The organism is Pseudomonas sp. A125 (genome assembly GCF_055409485.1).
In genome coordinates this window covers 122,452-135,616 of record NZ_JBUZVP010000003.1, presented here as the reverse complement: position 1 = coordinate 135,616, position 13,165 = coordinate 122,452, and the positions used below count along the sequence as shown (strand labels likewise).

General features: G+C 62.7%; 16 protein-coding genes. 11 read left to right on the top strand and 5 right to left on the bottom strand.

Translation table 11 applies throughout. The features are described 5' to 3' along the window. The first annotated feature begins 4 nt into the window (after positions 1-4). From ACZRN6_RS05670 to ACZRN6_RS05660, 3 genes are read left to right on the top strand one after another with little or no spacing between them, the layout of a single operon-like run. Positions 5-139: a hypothetical protein gene (locus ACZRN6_RS05670; protein ID WP_464007402.1), complete on the top strand. Its 135-nt coding sequence runs from the start codon at positions 5-7 to the stop codon at positions 137-139. Next, positions 136-519: a VOC family protein gene (locus tag ACZRN6_RS05665; protein WP_322144505.1), complete on the top strand. Its 384-nt coding sequence runs from the start codon at positions 136-138 to the stop codon at positions 517-519. Before ACZRN6_RS05670 ends, ACZRN6_RS05665 begins: the two co-directional genes overlap by 4 nt. Beyond that, positions 516-734 carry a hypothetical protein gene (locus ACZRN6_RS05660; protein WP_464007401.1) on the top strand — a complete coding sequence of 73 codons (219 nt, stop codon included), beginning with the start codon at positions 516-518 and terminating at the stop codon, positions 732-734. The genes ACZRN6_RS05665 and ACZRN6_RS05660 overlap by 4 nt, the downstream gene beginning before the upstream one ends. On the opposite strand, the gene ACZRN6_RS05655 is transcribed toward ACZRN6_RS05660, so the two are convergent. Further along, complete coding sequence (locus tag ACZRN6_RS05655; protein WP_464007400.1) at positions 731-1,936, bottom strand: DUF1835 domain-containing protein; 1,206 nt, start codon at positions 1,934-1,936, stop codon at positions 731-733. The genes ACZRN6_RS05660 and ACZRN6_RS05655 overlap by 4 nt on opposite strands. 193 nt (positions 1,937-2,129) lie before the next feature. On the opposite strand from ACZRN6_RS05655, the gene ACZRN6_RS05650 reads away from it, so the two are divergent. The 3 genes from ACZRN6_RS05650 to ACZRN6_RS05640 all read left to right on the top strand — a co-directional run bounded on the left by ACZRN6_RS05650 (position 2,130) and on the right by ACZRN6_RS05640 (position 4,160). Continuing rightward, entirely contained in the window at positions 2,130-2,594 is a 465-nt protein-coding gene (locus ACZRN6_RS05650; protein WP_322144508.1) for a metallophosphoesterase family protein, read from the top strand. Between the two features lie 97 nt (positions 2,595-2,691). After that, positions 2,692-3,369, top strand: coding sequence for an ABC transporter ATP-binding protein (locus ACZRN6_RS05645; protein ID WP_322144509.1), 678 nt, complete (start codon positions 2,692-2,694; stop codon positions 3,367-3,369). Beyond that, the gene (locus ACZRN6_RS05640) at positions 3,366-4,160 is read left to right on the top strand and encodes an ABC transporter permease (protein WP_464007399.1); all 795 of its coding nucleotides are present in this window, start codon (positions 3,366-3,368) and stop codon (positions 4,158-4,160) included. The genes ACZRN6_RS05645 and ACZRN6_RS05640 overlap by 4 nt, the downstream gene beginning before the upstream one ends. A 4-nt stretch (positions 4,161-4,164) precedes the next feature. On the opposite strand, the gene ACZRN6_RS05635 is transcribed toward ACZRN6_RS05640, so the two are convergent. Together ACZRN6_RS05635 and ACZRN6_RS05630 are read right to left on the bottom strand one after the other, a co-directional pair. Beyond that, positions 4,165-5,217, bottom strand: a complete 1,053-nt coding sequence (locus ACZRN6_RS05635; protein ID WP_464007398.1) for an L-idonate 5-dehydrogenase — start codon at positions 5,215-5,217, stop codon at positions 4,165-4,167. 13 nt (positions 5,218-5,230) lie between these two features. Then, positions 5,231-6,004 carry a glucose 1-dehydrogenase gene (locus tag ACZRN6_RS05630; protein WP_322144512.1) on the bottom strand — a complete coding sequence of 258 codons (774 nt, stop codon included), beginning with the start codon at positions 6,002-6,004 and terminating at the stop codon, positions 5,231-5,233. A gap of 190 nt (positions 6,005-6,194) precedes the next feature. Here ACZRN6_RS05630 and ACZRN6_RS05625 point away from each other — a divergent pair, with 190 nt between their 5' ends. The 5 genes from ACZRN6_RS05625 (at position 6,195) to ACZRN6_RS05605 (ending at position 10,641) form a co-directional block, all read left to right on the top strand. Beyond that, positions 6,195-7,067, top strand: coding sequence for a LysR family transcriptional regulator (locus tag ACZRN6_RS05625; protein ID WP_322144513.1), 873 nt, complete (start codon positions 6,195-6,197; stop codon positions 7,065-7,067). A 125-nt stretch (positions 7,068-7,192) separates the two neighbouring features. After that, entirely contained in the window at positions 7,193-7,813 is a 621-nt protein-coding gene (locus ACZRN6_RS05620; RefSeq protein WP_464007397.1) for a glutathione S-transferase family protein, read from the top strand. 40 nt (positions 7,814-7,853) lie between these two features. Then, a complete protein-coding gene (locus ACZRN6_RS05615; RefSeq protein WP_322144514.1) occupies positions 7,854-8,774 on the top strand; it encodes a LysR family transcriptional regulator in 921 nt (306 codons plus the stop codon). Continuing rightward, positions 8,774-9,673 carry a LysR family transcriptional regulator gene (locus ACZRN6_RS05610; protein WP_464007396.1) on the top strand — a complete coding sequence of 300 codons (900 nt, stop codon included), beginning with the start codon at positions 8,774-8,776 and terminating at the stop codon, positions 9,671-9,673. Before ACZRN6_RS05615 ends, ACZRN6_RS05610 begins: the two co-directional genes overlap by 1 nt. A 2-nt stretch (positions 9,674-9,675) precedes the next feature. Continuing rightward, entirely contained in the window at positions 9,676-10,641 is a 966-nt protein-coding gene (locus ACZRN6_RS05605) for a flavin-nucleotide-binding protein (protein ID WP_464007395.1), read from the top strand. A 142-nt stretch (positions 10,642-10,783) separates the two neighbouring features. On the opposite strand, the gene ACZRN6_RS05600 is transcribed toward ACZRN6_RS05605, so the two are convergent. Both ACZRN6_RS05600 and ACZRN6_RS05595 read right to left on the bottom strand, forming a co-directional pair. After that, a complete protein-coding gene (locus ACZRN6_RS05600) occupies positions 10,784-12,262 on the bottom strand; it encodes an efflux transporter outer membrane subunit (protein WP_464007526.1) in 1,479 nt (492 codons plus the stop codon). Continuing rightward, the gene (locus tag ACZRN6_RS05595; RefSeq protein WP_322144517.1) at positions 12,262-13,056 is read right to left on the bottom strand and encodes a helix-turn-helix transcriptional regulator; all 795 of its coding nucleotides are present in this window, start codon (positions 13,054-13,056) and stop codon (positions 12,262-12,264) included. Before ACZRN6_RS05595 ends, ACZRN6_RS05600 begins: the two co-directional genes overlap by 1 nt. Between the last annotated feature and the right edge of the window lie 109 nt (positions 13,057-13,165).

Below are 13,165 nucleotides of genomic sequence, written 5' to 3'. Positions count from 1 at the left end.
CGTCATGGGCTTACCGTTGCAACGCCTTTTTTTGCACGAAGTCGCCACCCGCGACGGCTTCCAGAACGAAGCGCTGACCCTGCACTTTCACAACACCCGCCGCATGGCACTGGCCAACACACTGGAGCTGCGCCCATGATCGACCATCTTGACCACCTCGTACTCACCACCATCGACCCCGTCGCCGCCGAGGATTTCTACGTGCGCGTGCTTGGCATGCAGGTACAGACCTTCGCTGGCGGGCGCAAGGCGTTTGCCTTCGGCCAACAGAAAATCAACCTGCATGTACGCGGCCACGAATTCGAGCCCAAGGCCCATTTACCCGTGCCGGGGGCGCTGGACCTGTGCTTTATCGCCTCGATTCCACTGGATCAGGTGATTGCCCACTTGGCCAAGGTCGAGTGGCCGATCATCGAAGGCCCGGTACTGCGCACCGGCGCCACCGGGCCGATCCGCTCGGTGTACGTGCGCGACCCTGACCTCAACCTGATCGAGATTTCCGAGCAGGTGCAGCCATGAACGTGGCGTCCCTCGACAGCGACAGCCTGCCTCTGAACATTCCCGTCCCGGCCGGGGTTAGCGCAAAGCCTCAAGCGCATCGGTCGGGTTGGCTTCAAGTCAATTTCATCGCCCAGGTGTTGGATATTCCACTGGATGGGAAGGGGCACTGGACGAAGAAAAACTCGCCGCAGAGCTGCGTAACGGTTGCGCCAGGGCAGCAGAGCCGCTTTTAGCCGCGCCAGACGGGAACCAGCGCCTCGTCAATCATCCAGTGCGGTTGGCCAGGCCGGATGCAGGTGCCGCCGATCCAGCGTTCCTGGGTGGCGTGGTCCGGCCAGTAAGCCTTGCCCTCCAGAACCTGGCGGCCAAGCGCGGTCAATGCCAGCGGGCGTTGCGGCCATGGCAGTTGAACCTCCGACTCGATCAGCAGCGCAGGGGCGCCATCGATCAGCGGCCGCATCAGGGCATGAAACATCATGTCCCCCAGATAGGGCAGCGGTTCACGTTTGCCCATCAATTCGGCAAACACCCGGCCAAACGGAATCGGGCCCGCTTCACCCACGTACTGCAAGGACAAGCGTTCGGTCAGTGACAAGCCGTCCCGAACCCCCGGCAATTCCTGCAACTGCCGGCGCAGCGCCGGGGCCAGGAAGGGCAGGGAGGTGTGGCTGCCCCGGGCCAGTTCCGCCAGCTTCACTGGTGAACGGTCGCAATACGCCAGCCAGGCTTGCCGCGCCAGGCCCAGCATGTCGGCATCGACTCGCCGGCGCTGGGGCCACAACCAGGCCAGCACTTCGGGGGCCAGTTGGCCAATCCCGATAAAGCGTTGCACGCCGGGGATACGGTCAACCTCGATCAGCTCAAGCCGTTCAGGTACATGATCGAGCCCCGCCAGCGCACGCATCAGGAACAACTGATCGTAAGCATCCGCCTCGCACCACAACACGCTGTGGCCGGCGCGGCCCAGTTGTTCAAGATGTGCGTATTCGTCGGCATGCCGGTGCGCCACCTCCTGCTCGTCCATTGCAAAAGCCTGGCTAATATAGCGGCTGCGATCGGCTTCGTATTGAGCGGCGGGCAAATCCTGGACCGGCCCCATGCACAACGGATCAATCAGCATTCGAAAGCGGCCCTTGAACCCCGCGATGCCCAGGCTGTGGGCAATATCGTTGCCGCAGCGCCAGTGGGTGGTACGGGCCTCATCGCTCGCCTCGAAACTCGGGTGGCGCGCGGCAAAGTCCACCGCGTCGACGTGCGCCTTGAGCTTGGGCCAGCTCGGGAAGCCCAGTTCCCTGGCGATCTGCCATTGAGCATCGGATAAAGTCGGGGCTGCGGCGGCGCCGGCGCTTTTGAGGCGCAGCAAAAGCTCCTTGGCACGCTTGCGTTGCTGCTCAAGGTTGATATGGCCGTTAGAGGACGATAAGGCTTGGGACATACGATCTCCTTGCACAAACCTTGTCCGCTTTAAGGTTGGGAGTCGTAGAAATGTGATATTCAGTCAAGGTCTTGGGCGCAGCCCTTTCCGCGGATGGTGGCGTAGATGGCGCCAAGCGGGAAATATAGGCAGTGCAATGGTTGATTGCAAGCCGCCCGGCGCAGGACGCCGGTGCATGGCACAGGAGACGTTCATGAAAGTTGGTGTGATTTCCGATACCCACGGCTTGCTCCGCGCCGAGGCCCTGGCGGCCCTGGAAGGGTGCGAGCAAATTGTTCACGCCGGGGATATCGGAAGCCCGGAAATCCTCGAACTGTTGGCCTCGATTGCGCCGTTACACGTAGTGCGCGGCAATAACGACCTCGACGCCGCGTGGGCAGAACACCTGGCGGATCGGCTGGAGTTCGACCTGAATGGCTGGCGGGCGCTGTTGGTGCATGACATCGCCGATGTGCCGCAGGCGCTTGATCCGGGCATCCGGTTAGTGATCACCGGCCACTCTCACAAACCGTTGATTGAATGGCGTGGCGATCGGTTGTTTCTCAACCCGGGCAGTGCAGGGCGCCGGCGCTTCAAGTTGCCGGTGACACTGGCGCTGCTTGACGTGCGCGAGCACGCGATCAAGCCACGCGTGGTGTCACTCGAGCCCAAGCACTGAGCAACCCTTGTGGGGGGGGAGCAAGCTCACTCGCCACAAGGGCGGTATGTTCTGCCTCAGCATTGTGTCTAAACCAGGAACAAGGATCATCAAGTCCATGAGTGTGTTGATCGAAACCCGGGCGCTCACGCGTATGGACGAGCGCCGCCAGCTGCAATTGCTGCAACCTACGAACTTCCAGCTGCACCACGCCGACCGCATCTCCATCACCGGTTCATCCGGCTCCGGCAAAAGCGTATTTCTTCGGGCACTCGCCTTGCTCGACGCGCCCACCTCAGGGGAAATCCTCTGGCAGGGGCAACCCATCGCCAACGCGCAAATCCCGCACTATCGCAGCCGCATCAGCTACCTCTCCCAACGCCCGGCGCTGATCGAGGGCACCGTGGAAGACAACCTGCGCTTTCCCTATAGCCTCAAGGCCCTGCACCACCTGGGTTTCGACCCGGATGCGGTCAAGGCGCTGCTGGCCCACGCGGGAAAGGCGCCGGGCTTCCTGGCAAAAAATGCCGGCGATTTATCCGGCGGCGAGTCCCAGGTGGTGTCACTGATCCGCACCCTGCAACTCAACCCCGATGTGCTGTTGCTGGACGAACCCACCGCCGCCCTCGATCCGGACTCGTCTCGGGAAGTTGAGGCGCTGATCAACGCCTGGGCAGAGGCGGATAATGACCACGCCTATATTTGGGTGTCCCATGACCCGGGCCAGGCGCAACGCATGAGCACCACCCGCCTGCACATGGACGCCGGCATGCTGACAGGCGCCGAGCAGCCATGAATTATCACGACCTCACAGCACTGGACATGGCCATCGCCGCCTCGTTGATCCTGATCAACGGCGCGTTGTCGTTGTTGTTGCGCCTGGGCCTGGAGCGCCAGCTGTTCTGGGCCGCGGTGCGTACGGTGGTGCAGTTGTTGGCGATCGGTTACCTGCTGGGCTGGGTCTTCGAGTTCGCCTACTGGTACGTGGTGTTGCCGCTGATGAGCCTGATGACCCTGATCGCCGGCCTCTCGGCAGCCGGGCGCGGCAAGCGTACTTACGCCGGCCAGCGCGCCGACAGTATCGTGTCGGTGTGGGGCAGTTCGTGGCTGGTGACGGCTATCGGCTTGTTCGCGATCATCCGGATTCACCCGTGGTACGAGCCGCAGTATGCGATTCCAATCCTTGGGATGATTCTCGGCAATACGCTCACGGGCGTGTCCCTGGGCATTGAGCGCATGACCCAGGAACTGACCTCGGGGCGTAACACCATCGAAATGGTCCTGGCCCTGGGTGGTTCACGGTGGGAGGCGGCGCAGGATGCGATTCGCCAAGCGGTGCGGGCCGGGATGATCCCGACCCTGAACCAGATGACGGTGGTGGGCATTGTCAGCCTGCCGGGCATGATGACCGGCCAGGTGTTGGCGGGAGAGAGCCCGGTGGACGCGGTGCGTTACCAGATCGTGATCATGTTTTTGATCGCTGCATCGTCGGCGCTGGGCACGGTAGGCGCGGTGCTGCTCACCTACCGGCGGTTGTTTTCCCCAGGGCATCGGTTCCTGCGCTACCGGCTTGAGGAGCGCAGCTGAAGGCCTATGGCATGTCCAGCACGCCAAAATCCAGCAACACCTTCATTGCCTGGCTTTTGTCCGCCGCCAGCTCAAAGGCTTGTACCGCCTCGCAAAATGGCACGGTGTGGGAGATCACCGGGCGTACATCAATCACCTGGCGGTTGAGCAAATCCACCGCCTGGGCGAATTCCGAATGAAAACGGAAAGTGCCCCGCAGGTCGATCTCGCGGCTCACCAGCATGTTCAGCGGCAGCGAGACTTCGCCACCCAGGCCGACCGTCACCAGCACGCTGCGCGGGGCCATGCATTCCAGGCCATTGCGCAAGGCCTGGGCGCTGCCGGAGACTTCGAACATCACGTCGAAGTAGCCTTTTTCGGCGGTGTAGCGCTTTAACGCGTCGGCGTCTTGCGCCAGGTTGTGGGTGCGGCTGGCGCCCATTTTCGCGGCGCAGGCCAAGGGGCCGGCGGCCAGGTCCACGGCAACGATTTCGCCCGCGCCTGCTGCGCGCAGGCTGCCGATCAACAGGTTGCCGATGGGCCCGCAGCCGGTCACCAGAACCCGCTTGCCGAAGACCGCCCCGGCGCGCTGAATGGCATGCAAGCCTACGGACAACGGTTCGGCCATCGCACCTTCGGCAAGGCTGACATGGTCGGCCAGCAGGTGCGCCTGATGCGTCTCGATCACCAGGGTCTGTTGAAACGCACCTTGTATGTGAGGGAAGGGCATCGCACTCCCGTAAAAACGCATGTTCAGGCAGTGGTTGGGCAGCCCTTGATGGCAATAACGGCAACCCCCGCAAGGCCGCGACGGCGAGACCGACAAACGTTGGCCCACCTTGAACGAAGTGTCTTCACGGCCCACCGCCTCGATCACCGCCGACACCTCATGGCCCAGCACCATCGGCTCGCGCAGGCGCACGGTGCCGAAGCCGCCGTGCTGGTAGTAATGCAGGTCCGAGCCGCAAATGCCGCCCCGGGCAATGCGCACCCGCAACTGGTCGGGGGCGAGTGCCCGGGGTGCGGTTTGCGGTTCTACCCGCAGGTCTTTCGAGGCATGGCAAACAATCGCGTGCATGAAATTCTCCGGGTTACAGCGAGGCGGTGATGCCACCGTCTACGTACAGGATATGACCGTTGACGAAACTCGCCGCGTCGCTGGCAAGGAATACCGCCGCCCCGGCCAGTTCGGCGACGTCGCCCCAGCGCCGGCTCGGTGTGCGTTGCACCAGCCAGTCGCTGAATTCGGGGTTGGCCACCAGGTTGGCGTTCAGTTCGGTCTTGAAATAGCCGGGGCCGATGCCATTGACCGTCAGCCCGTGGGGGCCCCAATCGATGGCCATGCCTTTGGTGAGCATCTTCAGCGCGCCTTTGCTGGCGGCATATGGGGCGATGCCCGGGCGCCCCAGTTCGCTTTGCACCGAGCAGATATTGATGATGCGCCCACGCTTGCGCGGGATCATCGCCCGAGCCACAGCCTGGCCAACGAGGAACGCGCTGTCGAGGTTGGTGCTCATCAACTCGCGCCAGTGGGTTTCGCTGTAGTCCTCCAGGGGCCCGCGCCGTTGCATGCCGGCGTTGTTGACGAGGATGTCCAGGGGGCCCAGGTGCTTTTCGATGTCTGCCACGGCGGCCAGCACCGCGGCGCCGTCGGTGACGTCGAACGCCTGGGTGTGCACCTCAAGACCCTCCGCCGCCAGCAGTGCGGCGCTGTCACGCAAGGTGCTGCGGTTGCGCCCATTGAGTACCACCCGTGCGCCGGCCTGGGCCAGGCCACGGGCGATGGCCAGGCCAATGCCGGCGCTGGAGCCGGTGACCAGGGCCAGGCGGCCATCCAGGCGGAAGGTGTCTAAAACGCTGTGCATGGAGTGATCTCCCGGGGCAGGGACAGGTGATCAACACTATTAATCCGAGTACGGCACACCGTCCACATTGTTATAGGTCAAACCCTGTCATATCGTGTATGACGGGCCTTAGTTCAACGTAGCAAGGGTTCAGCGTCCAATTTTCATTTGTGATTGGGTGATCAAAAACCATGATAACCGGAGCCTCCTGATGGAACTCAAGCACCTGCGTGCGTTTGTTGTGCTCGCCCAGGAACTGCATTTTGGCCGGGCGGCCGCGCAGTTGTCGATCGTGCAGCCGGCGTTGAGCATGCAAATTAAACTGCTCGAAGGTGGCCTGGGTGTGCGCCTGCTCGACCGCAACCGGCACTCGGTAACGCTGACACCCGCCGGGCGGGTGTTTCTGCCCGAAGCCCAAGCCACCCTGCACCAGGCAGCCCGCGCCGCCGATGCCGCCCGCGCGTCGAACCGTGGGGAGATCGGCCGGGTACGCCTGGGTTTTGTCTCCTCGGTGCTGCCGGAATTGCTGCCGGGGTTGATTCGCGCGGTGCATCAACGCTACCCGCGCCTTGAACTGGAGCTCAAGGACATGCCCGGCCCGGATCAGGCGGCAGCGCTAAAAAACGGCCAGCTGGATTTTGGCCTGATGCGCTTGCCGGCGGCCTATCCCGGCATACAGACCCTGCAGGTGTTGCAGGAAAGCTTTGTGGTCGCCTTGCCCGGCGATCATCCGTTGGCGGCACAGGAAATCCTTCAGCCGGCCGACTTGCTCAAGGTGCCCGTATTCATCCTGGCCCGGCGTTATGCCCCGGGCTTCTACGACGAGTTCGTCCAGGCCATGGGGGTGCCCCTGGAAATCGCCTCCGAGCTCGGCGAATTCACCACCATGCTGGCGCTGGTCTCTGCCGGCCTGGGCGTCGGTGTATTGCCGTTGCAGGCGGCGCGGGCGCTGCCGGCCAATTGCGTGTCCAGGCACCTGGCGTTGGGCGCGTTCCGGGCCAGGACCGGCCTGGCCTGGCGCGAACTCGACAGCCCGGTGAAAACCACCCTGTTCAACCTGATTGGCGAGTTGTTCGGCGAGTGATTGTTTCATCTGCTGAAATGCTGGATTGTAAAACCTGGCTATTCTGCTGCGTGCCGTAGCGGTGGAAGATATGTCTCATCGACCCGATCACCGGGACGAAACCCCGGCACACCGCGGAGCTCGTCATGATCAAATTGTACCGTTACCCCTTGTCTGGCCATTCCCATCGGGTGGAATTGATGCTGTCGCTGCTGGGCGTGCCTGCAGAACTGGTGCTGGTCGACCTCAAGCAAGGCGCCCACAAAACCCCCGAATTCCTCGCCACCCTCAACCACTTCGGCCAGGTGCCGGTGATTGATGACAACGGCGTGGTGCTGGCAGATTCCAATGCGATCCTGGTGTACCTCGCCGGTAAGTATGGCAACACCCAGTGGCTGCCGACCGAGCCTGTGGCCCAGGCCCGTGTGCAGCGTTGGCTTTCGGCCGCGGCGGGGCCGCTGCATGCCGGGCCGGCGGCCGCGCGATTGGTCACCGTGTTCGGCGCTGCGCTGGACGCCGAGGCAGCCATCAGCCGGTCTTATGGGTTGCTTCATGTGCTGGAGCAACAGGTGGGGCACAGCCGCTTTCTTGCCGGTGACGTGCCGTCGATTGCCGATATCGCGCACTACACCTACATCGCCCATGCCCCGGAAGGTAACGTCTCGCTGAACGACTACCCGCAGGTTCGTGCCTGGCTGGGCCGCATCGAGGCGCTACCGGGATTTGTCGGCATGCAACGCACCGCCGTGGGTTTGGCCCAGGCCTGATGTTTTTTGTGGCGTACTACATTCGATAAAAAGGGCTGTAATGGACCGTTTCCAGGAAATGCAGGTGTTCCTTGCCGTCGCCGAAGAACAGGGCTTTGCCGCTGCGGCCCGGCGCCTGAAAACCTCGCCGCCCAGCGTAACCCGTGCGATTGCCGCGATGGAGGCGCGTATCGGCACGCAGTTGCTCTCGCGCACCACCCGCAGCCTGCACCTGAGCGAGGCCGGGCAGCGTTACCTGGACGATTGCCGACGCATCCTGGCAGAGCTGACGGAAGCCGAAGAGGCGGCGGCGGGCAGTTTCTCGGTCCCGTGGGGGCAACTGACGGTCACCGCGCCGGTGTTGTTCGGCGAACTGTTCGTGGCGCCGATCCTGGGGGATTACCTGGACCTGTTTGCCCAGGTCAACATCAACGCCTTGCTGGTGGATCGCGTGGTCAACATGACCGACGAAGGTGTCGACGTGGCCGTGCGTATCGGGCACTTGCAGGACGCCGGCCAGCAAGCGATCAAGGTCGGCGAGGTGCGCCGGGTGGTCTGCGCCGCGCCGGCGTACCTTGAGCGGCATGGCCGGCCACTGCACCCCGGGCAACTGCGCGAGGCCAGGATTGTCACCTCGTCCTCCAGCCAGTTGGTCAGCGAATGGCAATTCATCGAAGCCGGCCAGCCCTTGAACGTGGCGGTTGAGCCACGCCTGGTGGTCACCGCCAACAATGCGGCAATCAACCTGGCGCGCCTTGGCTGGGGCATCACGCGAGTGTTGTCTTACCAGGTAGCCAGCGATGTGCGTGCCGGCGCACTGGAAATCATCCTGCAGGACTTCGAGCCGCCGGCACTGCCGATTCATGTGGTATTCCAGAACAGCGCCCGGGTACCGGCGAAGGTCAACACCTTCGTCGACTTTTTAGTCACTCGGCTCGGGCAGGATGCAGCGCTCAACCCGTCGATGCCGCGGCCGGCCTGATGGACCGCTATCGCGACATGCAGATTTTCCAGGGCCTGTCCGGCCAGCCGAGCCTGGCAGCGGCTGCCCGTTACCTGGGCGTCTCGGGGCCCACAGTGATGCGTGCGGTTGCCAGGCTGGAGGCGCGCTTGGGAGTGTCATTGATACAGCGCAACACTCAGGGTTTTCGCCTCACCGAAACCGGGGCGAGGTTCATGGTGGACTGCTCGCGGATCCTCGACGACGTGGGCGCCGCCGAAGCGTCTGCCAAGGGTGCACATGTGCAGGCCGAGGGCAATCTGCGGGTATTTTTCCCGCTTCTGTTCAGCCGTTATGTGATGGCGCCCCTGTTGGCTGAATACCTGGAGCGCTACCCCGGGGTGCGGGTGTTTGCCCATTACCACGACCATTATCCGAACCTGAACGAAGACGGCCTGGATGTGGCAATCCTGGTGGGAGCACTGCCGGGTTCATCCCTGATTGCCCGGCCTGTGGGCCATGTGCGCAACATCGTGTGTGCCAGCCCCGGGTACCTGGAAACCCATGGCGAGCCGCTGCAGCCTGAGGCACTCAAGCAGCATCGGCTGGTCGCCAGCCAGGCGTCCGCGGGTTGGGCACAGTGGGATTTCCAGGGTTCCAGCATCAGGGCATGGGTGCGCCTCGGGAGCACCACCGTACAGGGCGCAATCAATGCGGCGGTCCAGGGGGCGGGGTTGGTCCGGTGCTTGAGTTACCCGGTGCACGAGCACTTGGCGACCGGCCAGTTGCGCCGCGTATTGCAGGCCTATGAACCGTCGCCGCTGCCGGTGCATGTGGTGTACCGCGAGGGGCGCAACGCGTCGACGCGGGTGCGCAGTTTTGTCGATTTCAGCGTGGCGGCATTGCGTGAACATCCGGCGTTTCATCCACTGAGGGCTTGAGCATGAATCACCAGGACGCATCCCCTGCCTCGCCATGGCATGCCGGCGAGCGGCAATTGCAGCAAAGCGCCGGCGTGGCCGAGCGCATGCAGGTGATCGGCGCCAAGGTCATACGGGATCATTTGCCGGAGCAGCATCGGGCGTTTTATGAGCTGTTGCCCTATCTGGTGGTGGGGGCCGTGGATGACCTGGGGCTTCCCTGGGCCACGCTGCTGGAGGGCGCGCCGGGGTTTGCCTACTCACCGGATCCTTACCGTTTGCGCATCGACAGCCTGCCTGCCGTGGGAGACCCGGCCGGCGCCGGTATACAAAAAGGCGCAGCGGTGGGGCTGTTGGGGATTGACCTGAATACCCGGCGGCGCAACCGCATGAACGGGGTTGTCGGCGCGGTGGGCATTGATGGTTTTGCGGTGCAGGTGGTGCATACCTTTGGCAATTGCCCCAAGTACATTCAGCTGCGCACGGTGGAACCGGGTGCCCAGGGACAGCGCCCAGCCAAGCCGGCAGTGCAGCGCGCGACTTCGCTTGATGACGCAACCCGGGCGGTGATCCGCACTGCCGATACATTTTTCGTCGCCAGTTACGTGGACCTGGAGGGCGATGCGGCCAAGCGCTCGGTGGACGTTTCGCACCGGGGTGGCAACACCGGGTTTGTTCGGGTGGACGGTGATGTGCTGACGATTCCCGACTTCACCGGCAACTCGTTTTTCAACACCTTGGGCAATTTGCAGGTCAACCCTGTTGCGGGGTTGTTGTTTGTGGATTTTGCTTCAGGGGATGTTCTGCAGGTTGTCGGGCGGGCCGAGGTGATTCTGGGTGGACCTGAGTTGGCGGGGTTTCAGGGCGCGGAGCGGTTGTGGCGGGTGACGGTGGAACATGTGGTTCGGCGGGATGCGGCGTTGGCATTGCGTTGGCAGTTTGACGGATTTTCTCCTTATAGTTTGGCGCTGGGGCCTTGGCGCGGTTAGGGGGCATCTGCGTTGTTTGTTGCAAACGCGGCAAAAGTAACCAAACGGCTCTTGCCCAGCACTCGGCGCCTTGCTTGGGCTCGATGTGGCCGGGCGCAGGCATTACGGAGCGGGCCGCCTGGAATCAACAGCAAGCCAGCGCCTACAGCCTTTGCCCTGGCTTCTGCCACTCAAGCGCGGGGTGGGAACGCCGAGCCGCCGTTACCTGAATAACGGATATGCCTTGCGTCCCAACAATATCTACCCCCCAACCCCCACCCAATGCCGTATACAAATTCACCTGCGCTACCAACTGCGCCAAGCGATCCACAATCAACGCCTGCTGTGAATTGAACAGCGAGCGCTGCGCGTCCAGAAACACCAGGTTACTGTCCACCCCACTGCGATAGCGGTGCTGTGCCAGGTCGTAATACTTCTGGTTGGCCTGCACAAAGTCCCGCTGCGCCGCCAACTGCTCGTTATAAGTCTGGCGCGCCGCCAGCCCGTTGGAAACCTCCTGAAACGCCGTCTGGATCGATTTCTCATACTGCGCAACAAAGATGTTCTTTTGAATCTTCGCGTAATCCAGGCTGGCCCGCAGGCTACCGGCATTGAAAATCGGCAGGTTGATTTGCGGCTGAAACACCCAGCTCCCCGAGCCACCCTGGAACAGCCCCGACAGATCGCTGCTGGATGTGCCCGCATTGGCCGTCAGCGTCACCGAAGGAAAAAACGCTGCACGCGCCGCGCCGATGTTGGCATTGGCTGCCTTGAGTTGAAATTCGGCCTGGATTATGTCGGGCCGGCGTTGCAGCAGGTCTGACGGCAACCCGGCGGGCATGCGGGCTACCAGGTCGTCGGCCAGCGGGCGCGCCGGCAGTGAATCCGGCACCGGGCCACCTACCAGCAAGGCCAGGCTGTTCTGGTCCTGCGCCACTTGTCGCTGGTAGCGGGCGATGCTCGCACGGGTGCTTTCGACGCTGGTCTGGGCCTGGATCACATCGATCGACGTTGCCTTGCCGGCGGTTTTGCTGCGCGAGGTCAGGCGCAGGCTGTGCTCGTCCGAGGCCAGGGTTTGCCGGGCCAAAGCCAGCAACTCCTGGTCGGCGCGCCAGGTCAGGTACGCGTTGGCAACGTTGGCCACCAGGCTCAGTTGCGCACTGCGCCGGGCTTCTTCGGTGGCCAGGTATTGCAGCATCGCCTGTTCACTGAGGCTGCGCACCCGGCCAAAAAAATCCAGTTCATAGGCGCTTACGCCCAGTGTCGCCGAATAGGTGGAGGTGATCGCGGACTCGCCGGTACCGCTGACGCGCCGAGGGACTTTCTGGCGGTTGCCGGCACCTGTGGCAGACACCGCCGGGAACAGGTCTGCGCGCTGGATGCGGTATTGCGCCTGGAAGGCCTCGACGTTCAGCGCCGCCACCCGCAGGTCGCGGTTGTTGACCAAGGCCCGGCCAATCAACTGGCGCATCACCGGGTCCGGGAACAGCTGTTGCCAGTCGGGAACTGCCGCCGAGGGTGGCACCCGGTCTGCGTTATACACCGGGTATTGCGCAGGCGTGGGCGCTGGGGGCCGTTGGTAGTCCGGAATCAGCGAGCACCCGCCAAGCACACACACCACGCCGAGCATCAGTTTTTTCATCACGCGCCAACCATCCATTTGGCCAGTCCATGGCGGCCACTGACACCCAGTTTGGCGGCGGCACGCTTGAGGTAAGTCTCGATCGAGCTGTTCTTCACACTGAGCTTCAAGGCGATCTGCGGCACGGTGCCGCCGGTCAGTAACTCCAGGCAAACCTCCTGTTCCCGCGCAGACAAGGTGATGTCACTGAGTGACAGGCGTTTGTAAAATTCGCGCTGCAATTGCGATTGCTCCAACAGGGTTTTGCAGGGCGGCGGTTCAACGAGTGGGGTTTGTCGATTGATCTGCGCGTGACGCTCGATCAAGGGCAACAGGGTTTCCGACAGGCGCTTGAGGAAGGACAACTCGGCCAGGGAAAATGCCCGCTGCGTGTGGGGCCGATAGAACGAGATGACACAGCGCCGATTGGCCTGGCGCGAGACCAGGTTGCACTGGTGGGAAGTGCCGCGAGTGTGGGGGCTGTTGGCCTTGGCATTCATCTGGATCAACAGCGGGTCGTTCATGCCAAGCATCTTTTTCAGCAGCGGGTGATCATCGCGATGATGCAGCGTGCCTGGCGGTGGCAAATCGCGCTTCAGGCCGGCACTGCCCAATAGGGTGATATCCAGTACACAGGCCTGGTGTTCGTCGAGGCTCCATTCACTGAGGTCTACCAGGTGCACCGCAATCAGCTTGTCGACCAGGTGCAGCATGTTCGCTGCAAAGTGTTCTGTGCCCGTGCTTGAAATCAACTCCCCCAACTCGAAATAAAAATGTGGGCTTTCCATATTTCGAATACTGCTGGTCAGACTCATAGCCATCTCATCCTTGATGTCGAAAACCGTCGTCGGTTACCCCGTGCATGTACAGGCCTGCGGTTCTCCTTGAACCTGGGTCGGTGCTCGATACGTCATTTAGCCACGG